Origin of the sequence: Sphingomonas sp. ERG5 (assembly GCF_000803065.1) — a bacterium.
Lineage (GTDB): Bacteria > Pseudomonadota > Alphaproteobacteria > Sphingomonadales > Sphingomonadaceae > Sphingomonas.
Genome location: NZ_JSXI01000043.1, coordinates 42,160 through 57,774, shown reverse-complemented (window position 1 = coordinate 57,774; position 15,615 = coordinate 42,160). Strand labels below are relative to the sequence as shown.

The following is a 15,615-nucleotide window of genomic DNA, read 5'->3' as shown; positions in this document are numbered from 1 at the left end:
GCGCTGATTCCGTGACCGGTGCGGCTATTTGCGGTCCTTGCCCAATATGCCGTGCGAGGGCGCATGCGGCGGTTCAATCTCGGCGGGCTCGCGGGGTTCGAGTTCGCCTTCCCATTTCGCCACCACGGTCGCGGCAACGGCATTGCCGATGACGTTGGTCGCCGACCGGCCCATGTCGAGGAAATGATCGACCGCCAGCACGAGCAGCAACCCGGCTTCGGGAATCTTGAACATCGGCAAGGTCGCCGCAATCACCACCAGGCTGGCGCGCGGCACGCCGGCAATGCCCTTCGACGTGACCATCAACACCAGCAGCATGGTGATCTGCTGTCCCAGGCTCAACTCGATACCATAGGCCTGGGCGATGAACAGCGACGCGAAGGTCATGTAGATCATCGAGCCGTCGAGATTGAACGAATAGCCAAGCGGCAGGACAAAGCTGGAAATCTTGTTCGGCACGCCAAAGCGATCAAGTGCTTCGAGTGTACGCGGATACGCCGCCTCCGATGACGCGGTCGAAAAGGCGAGCAGCAACGGTTCGCGAATGTAACGTACCAGCAAGCCGGTGCGTTTGCCGATGAACAGGAAACCGATCCCGATCAGCAGCGCCCACAAGCTGAACAGGCCGATGTAGAAAGTGCCCATGAAGTAAGCGAGATCGCCGATCACGCCGGGACCACGCTCCGTCAGCGTGCTGGCGACGGCCGCGAACACCGCGAACGGCGCGAAGCGCATGACATAGTTGGTGACTTGCAGCATGACCGCCGCCAGTCCTTCGATCCCGCGTACCAGCGGCGCGGCTTTCTCGCCGACCGCGGTAATCGCGACGCCGATGAACAGCGCGAAGATGACGATCTGAAGGATTTCATTGTCCGCCATCGCCGCAACACCGGATGCGGGAACGACGTGAGTGACGAACTTGGCAAGGTCGAACGCGCTCTGGTCCACGCCACTCGCCGCGGTCACCGCGGGGATTGCCAGGTTCAGCCCGATACCAGGCTGGAACAGATGGACCAGGATCAGGCCAAGCGTGAGGGACATCAGGCTCGCGCACAGGAACCAGGCAACCGAACGCAACCCGACCCGGCCAAGCGCACCGGTATCGCCCATATGCGCGATGCCGCCGACTAGCGTCGCGAACACCAGCGGCGCGATGATCATCTTGATCAGCCGCAGGAACAGGCTGGTCACGATCGACAGATAATAGGCGATTTCCTTGAGCTTCGCCGCCGCGGCCGGTGTGCCGTCATCGATCGTGGCATTGAGCGCCCAGCCAACCACGAGGCCCAGCACCAGCCCGAGCAGAATAAACCATGTAAGGCGCTTGGCCATGAAACTCTCCGAGAAACGATCGCCGGCTAGGGAAGGGGATTGCGGCGGCGCGGTCAAGGACCCTATCGCTGTGTCCGTCGCTATAGGGAAGAGAATGACGATGCAGCCGCTGCTTTCCATCGATCGGCGCCGGGTCTTGGCAGGCGCCGCTTCGCTCCCCTTGCTTGGGGTCGCAGGCGTGGTTCGCGCCGCGGAACCCGATCTGTCGGCATTGGCTGACATCACGACCGCCACCCGGCCGATCGATCGGGCCGAGCGCGATGGCCGGATCGCCCGGGCCCAGGCGCTGATGAAGGCCAATAATATCGGCGCGGTGTTGATCGAATCGGGATCGAGCCTGATCTATTTCACTGGCGTTCGCTGGAGCCGAAGCGAGCGGCTGACGGCCGTCGTGATCCCGGTCGAGGGCCGGCCGTGCATCGTCACGCCATTCTTCGAAGAGCCTTCGATCCGCGAATCGCTCGGCATCGTGGCCGATGTGCGAGTCTGGCAGGAGGATGAGGATGCACTTGGCGTGGTCGCCGGATTTCTGAAGGACCGCAAACTTGCCGATCGTCCGATCGGGATCGAGGAAACCACGCGCTATTTTGCGGTCGACGGCCTTGCGCGTGCATTGCCGGGGGCAAAGATCGTCTCCGCCAACCCGGTCGTGCGCGGATGCCGCATGATCAAGACGCCGGCCGAGATCGCGCTGATGCAGGCCGCGACCGATGTGACCATCGCTGCCTATCGCTGGACATATCCGCGCATCGAAAAAGGCATGACGCCGCAACAGATCGGCGCGCTGATGAACGCGGCGACGCGCAAGCTGGGCGGCAGTCCGGAATTCGAGTTGATCCTGCTCGGTGAAGCCGCAGCCTATCCGCATGGCAGCGGCAAGCCGCAGCGGGTGACGGATGGCGAGGTGGTGCTGATGGATTGCGGCTGCACCGTGCAGAGCTATCAGTCCGACGTCTCGCGCACCTTCGTGTTCGGGGCGGCGAGCGCCGAACAGCGCAAGGTCTGGGATCAAGTTCGCGCCGGACAGGCAACGGCCTTCGCCGCAGCGCAGATCGGCACGCCTGCGGGTCAGGTCGATGACGCCGTGCGCCGCTACTATATCGCCAACGGCTATGGCCCGGACTATCGCTTGCCGGGCCTGTCGCACCGCACCGGGCACGGCATTGGCATGGACGGTCATGAGCCGGTCAATCTGGTGCGCGGCGAGAAGACGCCGCTTGCTGTCGGCATGTGCTTTTCCGACGAGCCGGGGCTTTATTTGCCGGGCAAGTTCGGCGTTCGGCTGGAGGATTGCTTTCATATGACCGCAGCCGGTCCAAAATGGTTCTCGATCCCGCCGACTTCGATTGAAAAGCCGTTCGGGTGAGCCGGCGCCTGCCGGTTCTCATCAACAAAGCGGGCGGTACAGCGGCAGGCAAGGGCCCTGCGCTGGCCGACGAGGTACGCGCGGCGTTCGCCGAAGCGGGGATCGAGATCGACCTCGTACTGCTCGACGCCGGCGATCTGCGCGACGCGGTCATGCGCCTGACCGGTGTACCGGTGATCGTGATCGGTGGCGGTGATGGAACATTGGGCTGTGCGGCACGCGTGCTGGTTGAGCGCGGCGAGGATGTGGCGCTGGGTATCCTGCCGCTCGGCACGCGCAACCATCTGGCGCGCGAACTGGGCATTCCGCTCGACCTTGCCGGGGCGGCGGCGGTCATCGCGTCGCACGCCCGGCGGCAAATCGATGTCGCCTGGGCAGGCGACGCGATGTTCCTCAACAATGCGTCGATCGGGCTCTATCCGGAAATGGTGCGCGTCCGCGACGACACGCAGCGCCGCCACAAGGTCGCAAAATGGCTGGCAGCGATTGCCGCCAGCGCCGCCACGCTCCGCCGCGTACGGCATCATCGGCTGCGACTGCGCAGCGCGGGGCAGGATCGTGAGATCGTCACGCCGATGCTGTTCGTCGGCAACAATCATTATGAAATCGAGCAAGGGCATCCGGGCAAGCGCACGGCGCTCGATGACGGTCTGTTGTCGGTGTTTGCGATCGGCCCAAGCCATCGCTTTCAACTCATTGGCTTGGCTCTCCGCAGCCTGCTCGGATTGACGCGTCGCGATCGCGATTTTGCTGCGATCGGCGATGTCGCTGAGCTGGACGTGACAGGTCAATCCAGCACCGTCGATATCGCGCTGGACGGCGAAGTGATGAAGCTGAGTTTGCCCCTTGCCTTCCGTATCGACCCGTTAGCGCTGACCGTTGTTGCGCTACCATTGGCGGCATCATGAACAGGGTGGGGAAATGGATCGGCGGCGCAGTCTTCTTTATTGGCTGGCTCGCCGCATGGCTGACACTTCGTGCATACTTTTCGGGCGACATCGGAATCCTGATCGTCGTGGCCGCCATACCGGTACTTAGTTTTGTTGCGACGCTGGTTCACGAACTGGGTCATGCCGCCGCCGTCATCGCCGTGAAGGGGCATATTCGGGAAATCGTGGTTTTGCCTTTCATCTATCGCCCGGGGAGTCGCTGGGCCGGGGTGACCGATTGGCCCAAGGATTGCGAATATGGCGGCTATGTCGCTTATGATCCCGGTACTTTGGGTAATCACAGGAAGACGGCGATTGTCGCCATCGCCGGGCCGATGGCGAATTTTTTGCTGATCATTGCGACCACATTGATCGCGTATCTCTTGGCGAATCTTGTAGCGGGCGGCGGCGTTCAGCACGACACTGCTTCAGTGGTTAATATAGGGAAGGGGCTGCTGCCCAGCGACAGTGACGTCCTTAAGGAACTCGCTTACAAACGGCATCTTCATGACCTTGAGTTGGTGCGAGCCGTCATGCTCGCGCTTGGCTATTTGTCGGCGGGAGCCGGGCTCGCAAACCTCGTCCCTTTTAACGGGAGCGATGGCGCGGTGATCATGCGCGCCCTTTTTCCGCTATCGCGTCGAACTCACGGTTGATTTGGGATGCTTGTGCGGCTCGATGGCCTCGCTTAAGTCGCTCGTCATGACATCGACCAACGACATCCGCCGCAGCTTCCTCGACTATTTCGAGTCCGCCGGTCACGCCCGCGTCCAATCCGCGCCGCTCGTGCCGCAGAACGATCCGACGCTGATGTTCGTCAACGCGGGGATGGTGCCGTTCAAGAACGTCTTCACCGGCCTTGAAACGCGGCCCTATGTCACTGCGGCGTCGAGCCAGAAGTGCGTGCGCGCCGGCGGCAAGCACAATGATCTCGATAATGTCGGCTATACCGCGCGGCATCATACCTTCTTCGAAATGCTCGGCAATTTCTCCTTTGGCGACTATTTCAAGGATCAGGCGATCACGCATGCCTGGACGCTGTTGACCAAGGTGTGGGGCATTCCGCCCGAAAAACTGACCGTCACCATCTATCATACCGATGACGAAGCGTTCGACCTGTGGCGCAGAATCGCCGGGCTGCCCGAGGAGCGCATCATCCGCATCGCGACCTCGGACAATTTCTGGACGATGGGCGACAATGGTCCGTGTGGACCCTGTTCCGAGATATTCTACGATCATGGCGACCATATCCCCGGCGGTCCTCCGGGTAGCCCGGACGAGGATGGCGACCGCTTCGTCGAGATCTGGAACCTGGTGTTCATGCAATATGAGCAAGCCGACAACCAGATCGTCGCCGACCTGCCCAAGCCGTCGATCGATACCGGCATGGGCCTTGAGCGCGTTGCCGCGGTGCTCCAGGGCGTGCACGACAATTACGATACCGATACGTTCAAGGCGCTGATCGCGGAATCCGGCGCCCTGACCAGCACCTCGACCACCGGTGACAATCAGGCGAGCCATCGCATCATCGCCGACCATTTGCGCACCAGCGGCTTCCTGGTCGCGGACGGGGTGCTGCCGGCCAATGAGGGGCGCGGTTATGTGCTGCGCCGCATCATGCGCCGCGCCATGCGCCATGCGCATTTGCTCGGCGCGAAGGAGCCGTTGATGCACCGGCTGGTGCCGGCGCTGATCGCAGAGATGGGCGCGGCTTATCCCGAATTGCTTCGCGCTCAGGCTTCGATCGAATCGACATTGCTGCAGGAAGAAACGCAGTTCCGCCGCACGCTGACCAACGGCTTGCGCCTGCTCGATGAAGCGACCGCCGACATGACGCCGGGTGCGACCCTGCCCGGTGAAACCGCGTTCAAGCTCTACGACACGTTCGGCTTCCCTTATGACCTGACCGAGGACGCGCTGCGCTCGCAGGGGTTCGGCATCGACCGTGAGGGTTTCGACGCCGCGATGGCCAAGCAGAAGGGCGCGGCGCGCGCCGCCTGGAAGGGCTCGGGCGCCAAGGCGTCGGATGAGATATGGTTCGATATCGCCGAAGCATCGGGCGGAACCGAGTTTCTCGGCTATACCGCGACGGCGGGCGAGGGGCAGGTTGTAGCACTGGTCAGGGATGGCGCGCGCGTCGAGCGCGCCGAGACGGGCGACACGGTCTCGATCGTGGTCAATCAGACGCCTTTCTATGGCGAAAGCGGTGGCCAGGTCGGTGACACCGGCACCATTTCGAACGATGAAGGGCTGCGCGCCAACGTCACCGAAACGTCGAAGCAACTTGGTCGCGTATTCGTGCATCATGCGATCGTCGATGCGGGTGGCATCAAGGTCGGCGATACGGTCAAGCTGCAGATCGACGTCACGCGTCGCGACCAGATCCGCGCCAATCACAGCGCAACGCACTTGCTGCACGAGGCATTGCGCCAACGGCTTGGCCTGCATGTCGCACAGAAGGGCAGCCTGGTTGCACCCGATCGCCTGAGGTTCGACTTCTCGCAGCCCAGCGCGATCGATCCCGCCCGCATTGGCGAGGTCGAAGCCGATGTGAACCGCCAGATCCGCGCCAATGGCCCCGTTTCCACGCGCCTGATGACGCCTGACGAAGCGATCGAGGAAGGCGCGATGGCGCTGTTCGGCGAAAAATATGGCGATGAGGTTCGCGTCGTCTCGATGGGCACAGAGGACGGCAAGATCTATTCGCTCGAACTGTGCGGCGGCACGCATGTGTCGGCGCTGGGCGATATTGGCCTGTTCAAGGTCGTTGGCGAAAGCGCAATACAAAGCGGCGTGCGGCGTATCGAAGCGCTCACAGGCGAGGCTGCCCGGCAATATTTCACCGGCCGTGACGAGAAATTGCGCGAGACCGCCGCGACGCTGAAGGCGACGCCCGATGAAGTGCCTGCGCGCGTCGCTGCGCTGGTCGAGGACCGCCGCCGGCTCGAACGTGAACTGGCCGAAGCCAAGAAGGCATTGGCGCTCGGCGGCGGGGCAGGGGTCGCTCCGGCCGGGCCGGAGCAGGTTGGCGGGATCAATTTCGTCGGTCAGGTGATTGCCGATTTCGACGCCAAGGGCCTGCGTGGCGCGGTCGACGAGGCGAAGCAACGGATCGGTTCGGGCGTGGCGGTGATCGTCGCGGTCAATGACGGCCGTGCCTCGATCGCGGTGGGCGTTTCGGAGGATCTTACCGCCGCGCATAGTGCGGTCGAACTGCTGCGCCGTGCGGTGGCGGTGCTCGGCGGGCAGGGCGGCGGTGGCCGACCCGATATGGCGCAAGGCGGCGGTCCCGATGGCGACAAGGCAGCGGATGCGGTTGCGGCGATCAGGGCCGCGCTGGAAGAGACGACCGCAGCCGCGTGATGCCGGGGCTCTCGGTTCGCGTCGAGCGTGTCGAAGGGCCGCTCCTCTTTCTCTGAGGTCGAGAAGACGCAATGGTGTTCGGACAGGTCCGGCGCGAGCGGGAGCGCGTGCGGATTGACGTAGATCGCCGTCCGTCCTCACCGCCATATCGTCAGAGGCGAAAGCCGCGGGAATGGAAACCATGCGGTGGCATTCGTCCTGTGCGAGAGCGGTTTTCGAGTTGAGTTAACCACTCCCTTCCGATCGCCCGAGCCCGTCGAAGGGCTGCCCTTCTCTTTTTCCCGTACAGGAGAAGAACGGTGCTTCGACAAGCTCAGCACGAACGGGGAAGAGTGATTCTACCCAAGCAGACTGGACTCTAGCGGCGCGACAGCCGGGGTTGAATCGGCGGTCTCATTTCCGCGGCGCGTCCTGCATCGCCGCGATCACCCCAAATTCCCGCAGCTGCGGGAGTTTCTGCGGGAGAATGGTTTTTTGAGGGTTCTGCGGGAGTCTGCGGGAAAAGCTGCGGGAGTTTTGATGGATCCGCACGGGAGTTTTTCGGGGTGCTTGCGGGAAAATCGGGAAATGGCCGGGCGGAAGTCATGGGCGGTTCGATTCCGGTTCGCTTGATTCAAATGGCCGATCGCACGGGCTCTAACCCGCAGCGCGCACCATGCGCGCCGGAGAGCTGGCATGACCATGTCGGAAAGCGGTTTGAATCAGGCGGACCCGGGCTTTGCCGGTCATATCGCGCTACTAGCTGGCATTCTCACCCAATGTGCCGGGCGCCGATTTCCGCGCGCGTCGCAGTCTCGGTTCGCGTTCCAGGCTCGCCGCCGCCATGATCTCCTTGCGGAGTTCGTCGCGCTTTTCATGGATCGAGGCGATCACCGGGCCGACCGCGACGCCAAGATCGACCAGCACGGCTTCCGACAATTGCAGCGAGCTTTCCAGTGTCTCCGGTACCGCATCGGTCGCGCCGGCGCGATAAAGCTCCGCGGCATGTTTTGTGTCGCGCGCGCGGGCAACGATGGTCAGGCCGGGGACCCAGCCGCGGACGCGGCGTGTGAGGCGAACCGACAGAACCGGATCATCCATGGTCAGGATCAACGCCTTGGCACGGCCGAGATTGAGGCGATCGACCAGTTCGGCGCGCGCAACATCGCCGAAAATCACCGGATAGCCTTCGGCGCGAGCAGCCGACACGGCATCGATATCCGCCTCCACGGCAATGAAGGGCTGATTATGGACCTTGAGCATGTCAGCGACCATGCGCCCGACACGCCCGAATCCGATCACCACCGTGCCTGGCCCATCGGGTGGAATTTCCGCTTCCTCAACGCTCTTGTCGCGTTGCTCGATGCTGCGCGCGACCTTCTTGCCCAGTTCGGCGAGCAGCGGCGTCAGCGTCAGCCCGATCGCGGTAACGGTCTGCCAGAAATTCGCGGTCGAGGGCAGGATCAGCTGCGCCTGTCCCGCCGCACCGAGCACGATCAAGGTCGTTTCGGACGGGCTTGCCATCAGCACACCGGCTTCGGCCGCGACGCCGTTGCGGATACCGGACAGTTTGAGCAGGCCGAACGTCATCGCTGTCTTGATCGCCACGACAGCGGCGATCGCCAGCAACAGGCTGGCCCAATTATCGAGGATGAGCCGCACGTCGAGGCTCATGCCGACGGTGATCAGGAACACGCCAAGGGCCAGCCCCTTGAACGGTGCGGTGATCACCTCGACTTCGCTGTGATATTCGGTTTCGGCGATCAGCAGGCCCGCAAGCAGCGCACCGACAATGGGCGAGAGGCCAGCGGCCGTCGTCGCCAGGCTGGCGATGATGACCACGAGCAGCGACGCGGCCAGGAACAGTTCCGGGCTTTTGGTGCGCGCCGCCTGGGCAAAGAGGCGGGGCAGGAAGATTCTGCCCGCAACGAAGATCACCGCGATGGTGAACAGGCCGCGCAGCGCCACGCCCAATATCCCGCTCAGCCCCTCGCCCGCGGCGGTCGGCGCCAGCGCCGCCAGCGCGAAGATGATCGGCACGAGCGCCAGATCCTCGAACAACAGCATCGCAAAGGATGTCTTGCCGACCGGGCTCGCCGTGCCGGCAATCGGCAAGACAAGAGCCGTCGAAGACAAGGCAAGCGCCAGGCCCAGGGCGGTCGCCCCGGCCCAGCTTTGGCCCAGCAAATGAAGCGCAAAGCCGATAAACAGCGCGGACCCCAGCAATTGGGCGGCGCCAGTCCCGAACACCAGTTGCCGCATCGCCCATAATCGTTTGAGCGAAAGCTCCAGCCCGATCGAGAACAGCAGCAGGATGATACCGAACTCGGCGAACGGCTCGATCGCATGCGCGTCGGAGATTGTCAGATAGTAGAGCCAGGGATAGTCATGGACGAGCGAACCAAGGCCTGATGGGCCGACCAGCAATCCAACCAGGATGAAGCCGATGACCGGGCTGATCTTGAACCGCGCGAATGCCGGGATGACGATACCCGCCGCGCCGAGAATGACGAGTGCGTCGCTGAAGCCTGCGTTACTGAGCGGTGATGCCATCCGTGCATCTAATCGTAACGCTAACGGTTTGTCAGCCGATGACTGAGCAAAATTCCGATCTGGTCATTATTGGCGGCGGGCCGGCCGGCATGGTTGCCGGCCTGCTGTTCTCGCGCGCGGGCGTCAAAACCCTGGTGCTGGAGAAACATGGCGATTTCCTGCGCGATTTTCGTGGCGATACCGTCCATCCCTCGACCCTGCGGATCTTTCATGAGCTCGGCATGCTCGATGCGCTTTTGCAGCGCCCCCATAACCGGGTCGAGCAGCTGGGCGGTCGCGTGGCCGGCCAGGACCTGAAGATCGTCGATTTTCGTCACCTTCGCGTCCCGGCGCCCTACATCGCATTGATGCCGCAATGGGAGTTTCTCGATTTCGTCGCGGATCAGGCGCGGCGTTATTCGACATTCGCGTTGAAGCAGAATTGCGCGGCGGTCGAGCTGATCGAGGAAGGGGGGCGCGTCAGCGGCGTTCGCACCGGGGATGGCACGGAGATTCGCAGTCGCCTCGTCCTTGCCTGCGATGGGCGCGATTCGCATTTTCGCGCTGGCTTTCCGCTCACGACGATCGGTGCCCCGATGGACGTATTCTGGTTTCATATCCCGAAAATCGCGCAGCCGCAGAATGACAGTATGGGCGTGTTCGATACCGGACGGCTGTTCGTCCTGATCGATCGAGGCGATTACTGGCAGTGCGCCTTTGTCTTCGCCAAGGGGGGAGCGGAGAAAATCAGGGCCGAGGGCCTTGACGCCTTTCTGGCCCGCGTGCGCGCTGTCGGGCCGGAAACGGCGGCGGTCGGCGAGAGTGTGAAGAGCTGGGACGACGTCAAACTGCTGACGGTGACGGTCGATCGTCTCGATCGCTGGCATCGTTCCGGCCTGCTCGTGATCGGGGACGCAGCGCATGCCATGTCGCCGATCGGCGGCGTGGGCATCAATCTTGCGATACAGGATGCGGTCGCTACAGCCAATGCGCTGGCCGGTCCGATGGCGAACGGCGTGGATGTCGACCCCTTGCTGGGCAAGGTGCAGGATCGGCGGATGTTGCCGACAAAGCTTACCCAGGGCGTGCAGCGCGCGATTCAGGACCGCATCATTCAACCGCTATTGGCCAGCACCACGCCGATGACCAGACCGCCATTTGCGGCCCGATTGCTGAATGCGACACCAATGCTCAGGCGTATACCGGCGCGGATCCTGGGTCTTGGCTTTCGACCGGAGCATGTTCGCTCGCCGGACGCCGGAAAGGCGGATCAGTCTGCACCGATTACCCCGACATGAGCCGTCCGGTCGTTTTTTTACGTCACCGGACGACCGGACGAACACTTGCCGCGAAGTAATTGGCGCCGGCCGCGACGCTCCCATCACATCGCCAGAGCGTCAATGTCACCGTCCGTTGCCAATATTGCATCGCGCCAACGCGCACCGCGGGCGGCAAGGGCAGGGTTACGGTGTCGTCGGTTGGCCCGACATTGTTCCTGAGCCAGAATTCCGCGTTCAGGTCGATCGACAACAGGCCATTTGCCGTGGGCGGTATTACCACGCCGCTCTTCGCACCGATCGCCAGGCCGGCGACCGCGCGCAAATCGGCTTGAGTCAGCTGCTCGTAGTAAATCTGGTACGTCGGGTTGGCGGGGTCGGGCGCGGAGCCGAACGACCAGCTGCTTTCGGCGGAGAGGTAATAAAAGGCGGACGCCTGATACGGATCAGGATCGACGATCGCATGACCGGGCAGGATCGCCACTGCGTGCAGGACTGTCGGCGGAAGGCTGCCCGGCGCCGGGAACGTCGGGGGTGGCAGGGTGCTGCCGCTGCCCGGGACGGGCAACATCATCTTCTCACCGACCAGCGTCCAGCCGGACGAACCGAACTTGCCCGAGGCAACCGCTTCGTCGCTGAGATAGGTGCGTGGCGCGATCCGGATCTTGTCACCAGGCGGTGTGTCGGTCAGGCTGACCGCGCTCAAATTCCCGCTATGGTGCGACCAGCCCTGTCCGGCATCACTCCAGAATGGCGTTGTCAGGCCGGGTTCGAGGGATGTGCTGGCCACACACCAGCTGGTCGGCGGTGTAAAACCGTCGGGTCCCGCCCCTGGTGCGAAGCAGATCCCCACGCCCTGACAGCCCGCAGGTGGGGTGGGCCAGAAATAATCGACCGAGTTGGGATTACCCGAGCCGGCATCGTCCAGCACCCAGTCGAAACTCGCCGGTTGTACGAGACCGGTCTGCGCGCCGGCATGGGGTTTGGCGTAGATCGACCAACGCGAGGCCGTGGTTTCGGTCGCCTGTGTCAGGACGGCGCCGCCCAGGCTGTGAAAGCCGCCATCGTCCAACCCATATTCGTCGAACAGGAAGGAGATCGGATAATCACCCTTTTCGGATGACCAGATCTGCCCGGCGTTCGTCATCATCACGTTGATCAGAAACGGCCCGAAATCGACACCGTTCCGCGCATGGTCGGCTGCGGCGATCGCTGCCATGATGGCGGGAGCGTTGGGGGTGAAGCCATTATTCGATGCGCCCCGTTCCGGCATGCTTCACCCCCCTGTTTTCAATGCTGACTGTTACGTGACGATCAGCCCATCGCGGTTTCGAGGTTGACGCGGACGGCCTCGAAGAATTGTTCGGTGGTCATCCAGGGCTGATCCGGACCGATCAGGATCGCGAGATCCTTGGTCATCTTGCCGCTTTCGACCGTATCGATGCAGACCTTTTCGAGCAGCTCGGCGAACTCGGTCACTTCAGGCGTGCCGTCGAACTTGCCGCGATATTTCAGACCGCCGGTCCAGGCGAAGATCGACGCGATCGGATTGGTCGAGGTCGCCTTGCCCTGCTCATGCATGCGGAAGTGGCGCGTGACGGTGCCGTGCGCGGCTTCCGCCTCGACCGTCTTGCCGTCGGGCGTGAGCAGCACCGAGGTCATCAGGCCAAGCGAGCCAAAGCCCTGCGCCACCTGATCCGACTGCACGTCGCCGTCGTAATTCTTGCAGGCCCAGACGAACTCGCCATGCCATTTGAGCGCCGATGCGACCATGTCGTCGATCAGGCGATGCTCATAGACGATGTTTGCTTCCTTGAACTTGTCTTTGAATTCGCTTTCGAAAACATCGGCGAAGATGTCCTTGAAGCGGCCATCATAGGCTTTCAGGATGGTGTTCTTGGTCGACAGATAGACTGGCCAGCCCAGGTTGAGACCATAGTGCATCGACGCGCGGGCGAAATCGCGGATCGAATCGTCGAGATTGTACATCGCCATCGCCACGCCGGCCGATGGGAACTGGAACACTTCCTCGTCAATGACCGTGCCGTCATCGCCTTCGAACACCATGCGCAGCTTGCCGGGGCCGGGGACGCGGTAATCGGTCGCGCGATATTGATCGCCGAATGCGTGACGGCCGACAACGATCGGGTGAGTCCAGCCGGGGATCAGGCGGGGCACGTTCTTCATCACGATCGGTTCGCGGAACACCACACCGCCCAGGATGTTGCGGATCGTGCCATTGGGCGACTTCCACATCTTCTTCAGGCCGAATTCTTCGACCCGGGCTTCGTCCGGCGTGATCGTCGCGCACTTCACGCCGACGCCGTATTTCTGGATCGCGCGAGCGGATTCGACGGTGATCTTGTCGTCGGTCTCGTCGCGCTTCTGGATGCCGAGGTCGTAATAATCGAGATCGATATCGAGATAGGGGAGAATCAGGCGCTCACGAATCCACTGCCAGATGATCCGCGTCATCTCGTCGCCGTCGATTTCCACGACAGGCGTCTTCACCTTGATCTTCGCCATCGATGCTCTTTCCGTAGGGGGAGGTTTCGGTTCCGGGTTTAGATTGGGCGTCTAGGAGCAAGGCGGGTAAATGGTCAACCGTCGCGGGCAGGGAGCAACCGCCGCACGGGCCCAATCGCCGGCGACCCGCTCCCATGATCCGATCATTCCAGGCTCACATGCACTCAGCGCGGGATTTCCGATCCAGTAACGGCGATGACGATGCCCATTGCGTCCTCCCATGAAGGTGAAGGCGGCTTGCGGATGTGACCTTTCCGCTGCCGTACAACGCCAAGCGATGTCGCTGTCCGTTATTTGCGCTCGCTTCGGAAGATCATGGGCAGGTTATATTCCATCGACATTGGATCGGCCAGCGGAATGCGCGTTTTTGACGCTGCACGTTGTCTTGCCCCGGCCGCATGGCTACACCGCCCTCCATGTCTTCATTCGATAAACCGCCAGTGGCGAATCCGACCGTCAAATGGCGCTTCCCCGACATGCACCCCGAAGGACGCAAATATGTCCTGATCGCGGGTGTCCTTGTGTTCCTCGCGCTGATCTTCTGGGATTTCTGGGCCTGGCCGCTGATCGGCCTGACGATCTGGGTCGCCGCCTTTTTCCGTGACCCTGTGCGTGTGACGCCAGTGGGCGAAGGGTTGATCATCGCGCCGGCCGATGGCCTGATCACGATGATAGAACGTGTACCCGTGCCGCGCGAACTGGCCGGGGAGAATGGCCTGGGCGACGCGCCGCTGATCCGCGTGTCGATCTTCATGTCGGTGTTCGACGTGCATATTAATCGTACCCCGATCGCGGGCACGATTCGTCAGGTCGTCTATATTTCGGGCAAATTCCTCAATGCCGATCTCGACAAGGCGAGCGAGGAAAACGAACGCCAGCACATCGTCGTCGAAGGGCGCGACGGAAGACGCGTCGGCATGACGCAGATCGCCGGACTGGTCGCGCGGCGCATCCTCGGCTTCGTGAAGCCGGGCGACATGGTCGCCACCGGCCAGCGCGTCGGGCTGATCCGTTTCGGCAGCCGTGTCGATGTCTATCTGCCTGATGATATTGCCTGTCAGGTTGCGCTGGGACAGCGCAGCGTCGCGGGCGAAACGGTCCTGGGTCGCCTTGGCGGTGTCGTGCCGACCGGCATATCCCAGTGATTACCGCCATGTCTTGCCGCGCGTGAGTCGCCGTCCGCGACCCATCACGCGCGGTTTGCCGTTGCGCGCGGTCGTGCCGAATGCGGTCACCGCGCTCGCCTTGTGCTGTGGCCTGACCGGGATTCGTTTCGCGATCTCGCACGATTGGGAGATTGCCGTCGCCCTGATCCTGATCGCCGGCGTGCTCGATGGTCTCGACGGACGGATCGCTCGCATGCTGCACGGCGAAAGCAAATTCGGCGCCGAGCTCGATTCGCTGGCGGACGCGATCTCGTTCGGGGTTTCGCCCGCTCTGATCCTGTATCTTTGGTCGCTGTACACCGTGCCGCGGATCGGCTGGTTATGCTCGCTGGTCCTGGCGGTATTCTGCGCACTGCGCCTGGCACGCTTCAACGCCAATATCGATGTCAGCGAACAGCCGCATAAGTCGGCCGGGTTCCTGACCGGCGTTCCCGCGCCGGCCGCAGCGGCGATGGCGTTGCTGCCGCTGTTCCTGTGGTTCTGGACCGGTGAGGCGCTGTTCCGCTCACCCTATCTCGTTGCGCCCTGGGTCGCTGCGGTTGCGCTCCTGATGGTGTCGAGCGTCGCCACCTATTCATGGAGTTCGCTCAAGCTGCGCCGGAATATCCGGTTCGAGGCATTGGCGGTCATGGTTCTGCTCGGCGCGGCGATTATTTCGGCACCGTGGCACACGCTATCCCTGTTGTGCATCGCTTATATCGCGTCGCTGCCGTTCAGCGTTTCTTCCTATGCCCGGGTCAAGCGGCTGCGCGGAACGCAACCGGTGCAGCAACCATCCGCGACCGCGCCGACGAGCGTCGATCCCTGACCACCAGCTGGTGAGTTGCCGACAAAACCGGATCTTCGCGACCCGACAGGATCGCACCGATCCGCGGGAGTGCAGGGAGCAGGGTATAAGCAAATACCATCGCTGCGGCGGCAAAGGCGCCAGCGAAAACCAATAGTGCGACGATCGTCATCATTGCCCAACTCCCTGAAATTCGGGCCAAGGTCAGGATACGCCAACCATAATGGTCCCGTTCCGTTCCGTGTCCGCCTTACGGGCACTGTATGTTCCACTCTTGTTCCGCGTGTCAACACTTGATTTACGGGAAAGCTTCGGATAGAGGGCGCGCCTTCACACCGCATGGGAAGCACACATCACC

At 62.6% G+C, this 15,615-nt stretch carries 11 protein-coding genes; 7 read left to right on the top strand and 4 right to left on the bottom strand.

Translation table 11 applies throughout. The features are described 5' to 3' along the window. Positions 1-24: 24 nt before the first annotated feature. Positions 25-1,332 carry a dicarboxylate/amino acid:cation symporter gene (locus OO12_RS15180; protein ID WP_034159555.1) on the bottom strand — a complete coding sequence of 436 codons (1,308 nt, stop codon included), beginning with the start codon at positions 1,330-1,332 and terminating at the stop codon, positions 25-27. A gap of 94 nt (positions 1,333-1,426) precedes the next feature. Between OO12_RS15180 and OO12_RS15175 the strand changes: the two genes are divergently transcribed. Genes OO12_RS15175 through alaS form a run of 4 tightly spaced genes read left to right on the top strand, consistent with a single transcriptional unit; the run spans position 1,427 to position 6,990 of the window. After that, complete coding sequence (locus OO12_RS15175; protein WP_235364812.1) at positions 1,427-2,698, top strand: M24 family metallopeptidase; 1,272 nt, start codon at positions 1,427-1,429, stop codon at positions 2,696-2,698. Then, positions 2,695-3,606, top strand: coding sequence for a diacylglycerol/lipid kinase family protein (locus tag OO12_RS15170; protein WP_052215913.1), 912 nt, complete (start codon positions 2,695-2,697; stop codon positions 3,604-3,606). The genes OO12_RS15175 and OO12_RS15170 overlap by 4 nt, the downstream gene beginning before the upstream one ends. Continuing rightward, positions 3,603-4,283 carry a site-2 protease family protein gene (locus OO12_RS15165; RefSeq protein WP_034159554.1) on the top strand — a complete coding sequence of 227 codons (681 nt, stop codon included), beginning with the start codon at positions 3,603-3,605 and terminating at the stop codon, positions 4,281-4,283. Before OO12_RS15170 ends, OO12_RS15165 begins: the two co-directional genes overlap by 4 nt. Positions 4,284-4,329: 46 nt before the next feature. Further along, the gene (gene alaS, locus OO12_RS15160; RefSeq protein WP_034159586.1) at positions 4,330-6,990 is read left to right on the top strand and encodes an alanine--tRNA ligase; all 2,661 of its coding nucleotides are present in this window, start codon (positions 4,330-4,332) and stop codon (positions 6,988-6,990) included. A gap of 738 nt (positions 6,991-7,728) precedes the next feature. Here alaS and OO12_RS15155 read toward each other — a convergent pair. Further along, entirely contained in the window at positions 7,729-9,522 is a 1,794-nt protein-coding gene (locus OO12_RS15155) for a cation:proton antiporter domain-containing protein (RefSeq protein WP_034159553.1), read from the bottom strand. Between the two features lie 38 nt (positions 9,523-9,560). Here OO12_RS15155 and OO12_RS15150 point away from each other — a divergent pair, with 38 nt between their 5' ends. Beyond that, positions 9,561-10,799: an FAD-dependent oxidoreductase gene (locus OO12_RS15150; RefSeq protein WP_034159552.1), complete on the top strand. Its 1,239-nt coding sequence runs from the start codon at positions 9,561-9,563 to the stop codon at positions 10,797-10,799. Between the two features lie 22 nt (positions 10,800-10,821). On the opposite strand, the gene OO12_RS15145 is transcribed toward OO12_RS15150, so the two are convergent. Together OO12_RS15145 and OO12_RS15140 are read right to left on the bottom strand one after the other, a co-directional pair. Then, positions 10,822-12,051 (bottom strand): hypothetical protein, encoded by a 1,230-nt coding sequence (locus OO12_RS15145; RefSeq protein WP_034159551.1) that lies wholly within the window; start codon positions 12,049-12,051, stop codon positions 10,822-10,824. A gap of 41 nt (positions 12,052-12,092) precedes the next feature. Next, a complete protein-coding gene (locus OO12_RS15140) occupies positions 12,093-13,304 on the bottom strand; it encodes an NADP-dependent isocitrate dehydrogenase (RefSeq protein WP_034159550.1) in 1,212 nt (403 codons plus the stop codon). Positions 13,305-13,720: 416 nt separating this feature from the next. Between OO12_RS15140 and OO12_RS15135 the strand changes: the two genes are divergently transcribed. Beyond that, entirely contained in the window at positions 13,721-14,449 is a 729-nt protein-coding gene (locus OO12_RS15135) for a phosphatidylserine decarboxylase (RefSeq protein ID WP_034159549.1), read from the top strand. 22 nt (positions 14,450-14,471) lie between these two features. After that, positions 14,472-15,278 (top strand): CDP-diacylglycerol--serine O-phosphatidyltransferase, encoded by an 807-nt coding sequence (gene pssA, locus OO12_RS15130; RefSeq protein ID WP_235364811.1) that lies wholly within the window; start codon positions 14,472-14,474, stop codon positions 15,276-15,278. The last annotated feature ends 337 nt before the right edge of the window (positions 15,279-15,615 follow it).

Excerpts from the sequence above, each read along its gene's own strand:
- OO12_RS15180 (WP_034159555.1), bottom strand. The coding sequence starts at position 1,332 with ATGGCCAAGCGCCTTACATGGTTTATTCTGCTCGGGCTGGTGCTGGGC.
- OO12_RS15150 (WP_034159552.1), top strand. The coding sequence starts at position 9,561 with ATGACTGAGCAAAATTCCGATCTGGTCATTATTGGCGGCGGGCCGGCC.
- OO12_RS15155 (WP_034159553.1), bottom strand. The coding sequence starts at position 9,522 with ATGGCATCACCGCTCAGTAACGCAGGCTTCAGCGACGCACTCGTCATT.
- OO12_RS15140 (WP_034159550.1), bottom strand. The coding sequence starts at position 13,304 with ATGGCGAAGATCAAGGTGAAGACGCCTGTCGTGGAAATCGACGGCGAC.
- alaS (WP_034159586.1), top strand. The coding sequence starts at position 4,330 with ATGACATCGACCAACGACATCCGCCGCAGCTTCCTCGACTATTTCGAG.
- OO12_RS15135 (WP_034159549.1), top strand. The coding sequence starts at position 13,721 with ATGTCTTCATTCGATAAACCGCCAGTGGCGAATCCGACCGTCAAATGG.
- OO12_RS15175 (WP_235364812.1), top strand. The coding sequence starts at position 1,427 with ATGACGATGCAGCCGCTGCTTTCCATCGATCGGCGCCGGGTCTTGGCA.
- OO12_RS15145 (WP_034159551.1), bottom strand. The coding sequence starts at position 12,051 with ATGCCGGAACGGGGCGCATCGAATAATGGCTTCACCCCCAACGCTCCC.
- OO12_RS15165 (WP_034159554.1), top strand. The coding sequence starts at position 3,603 with ATGAACAGGGTGGGGAAATGGATCGGCGGCGCAGTCTTCTTTATTGGC.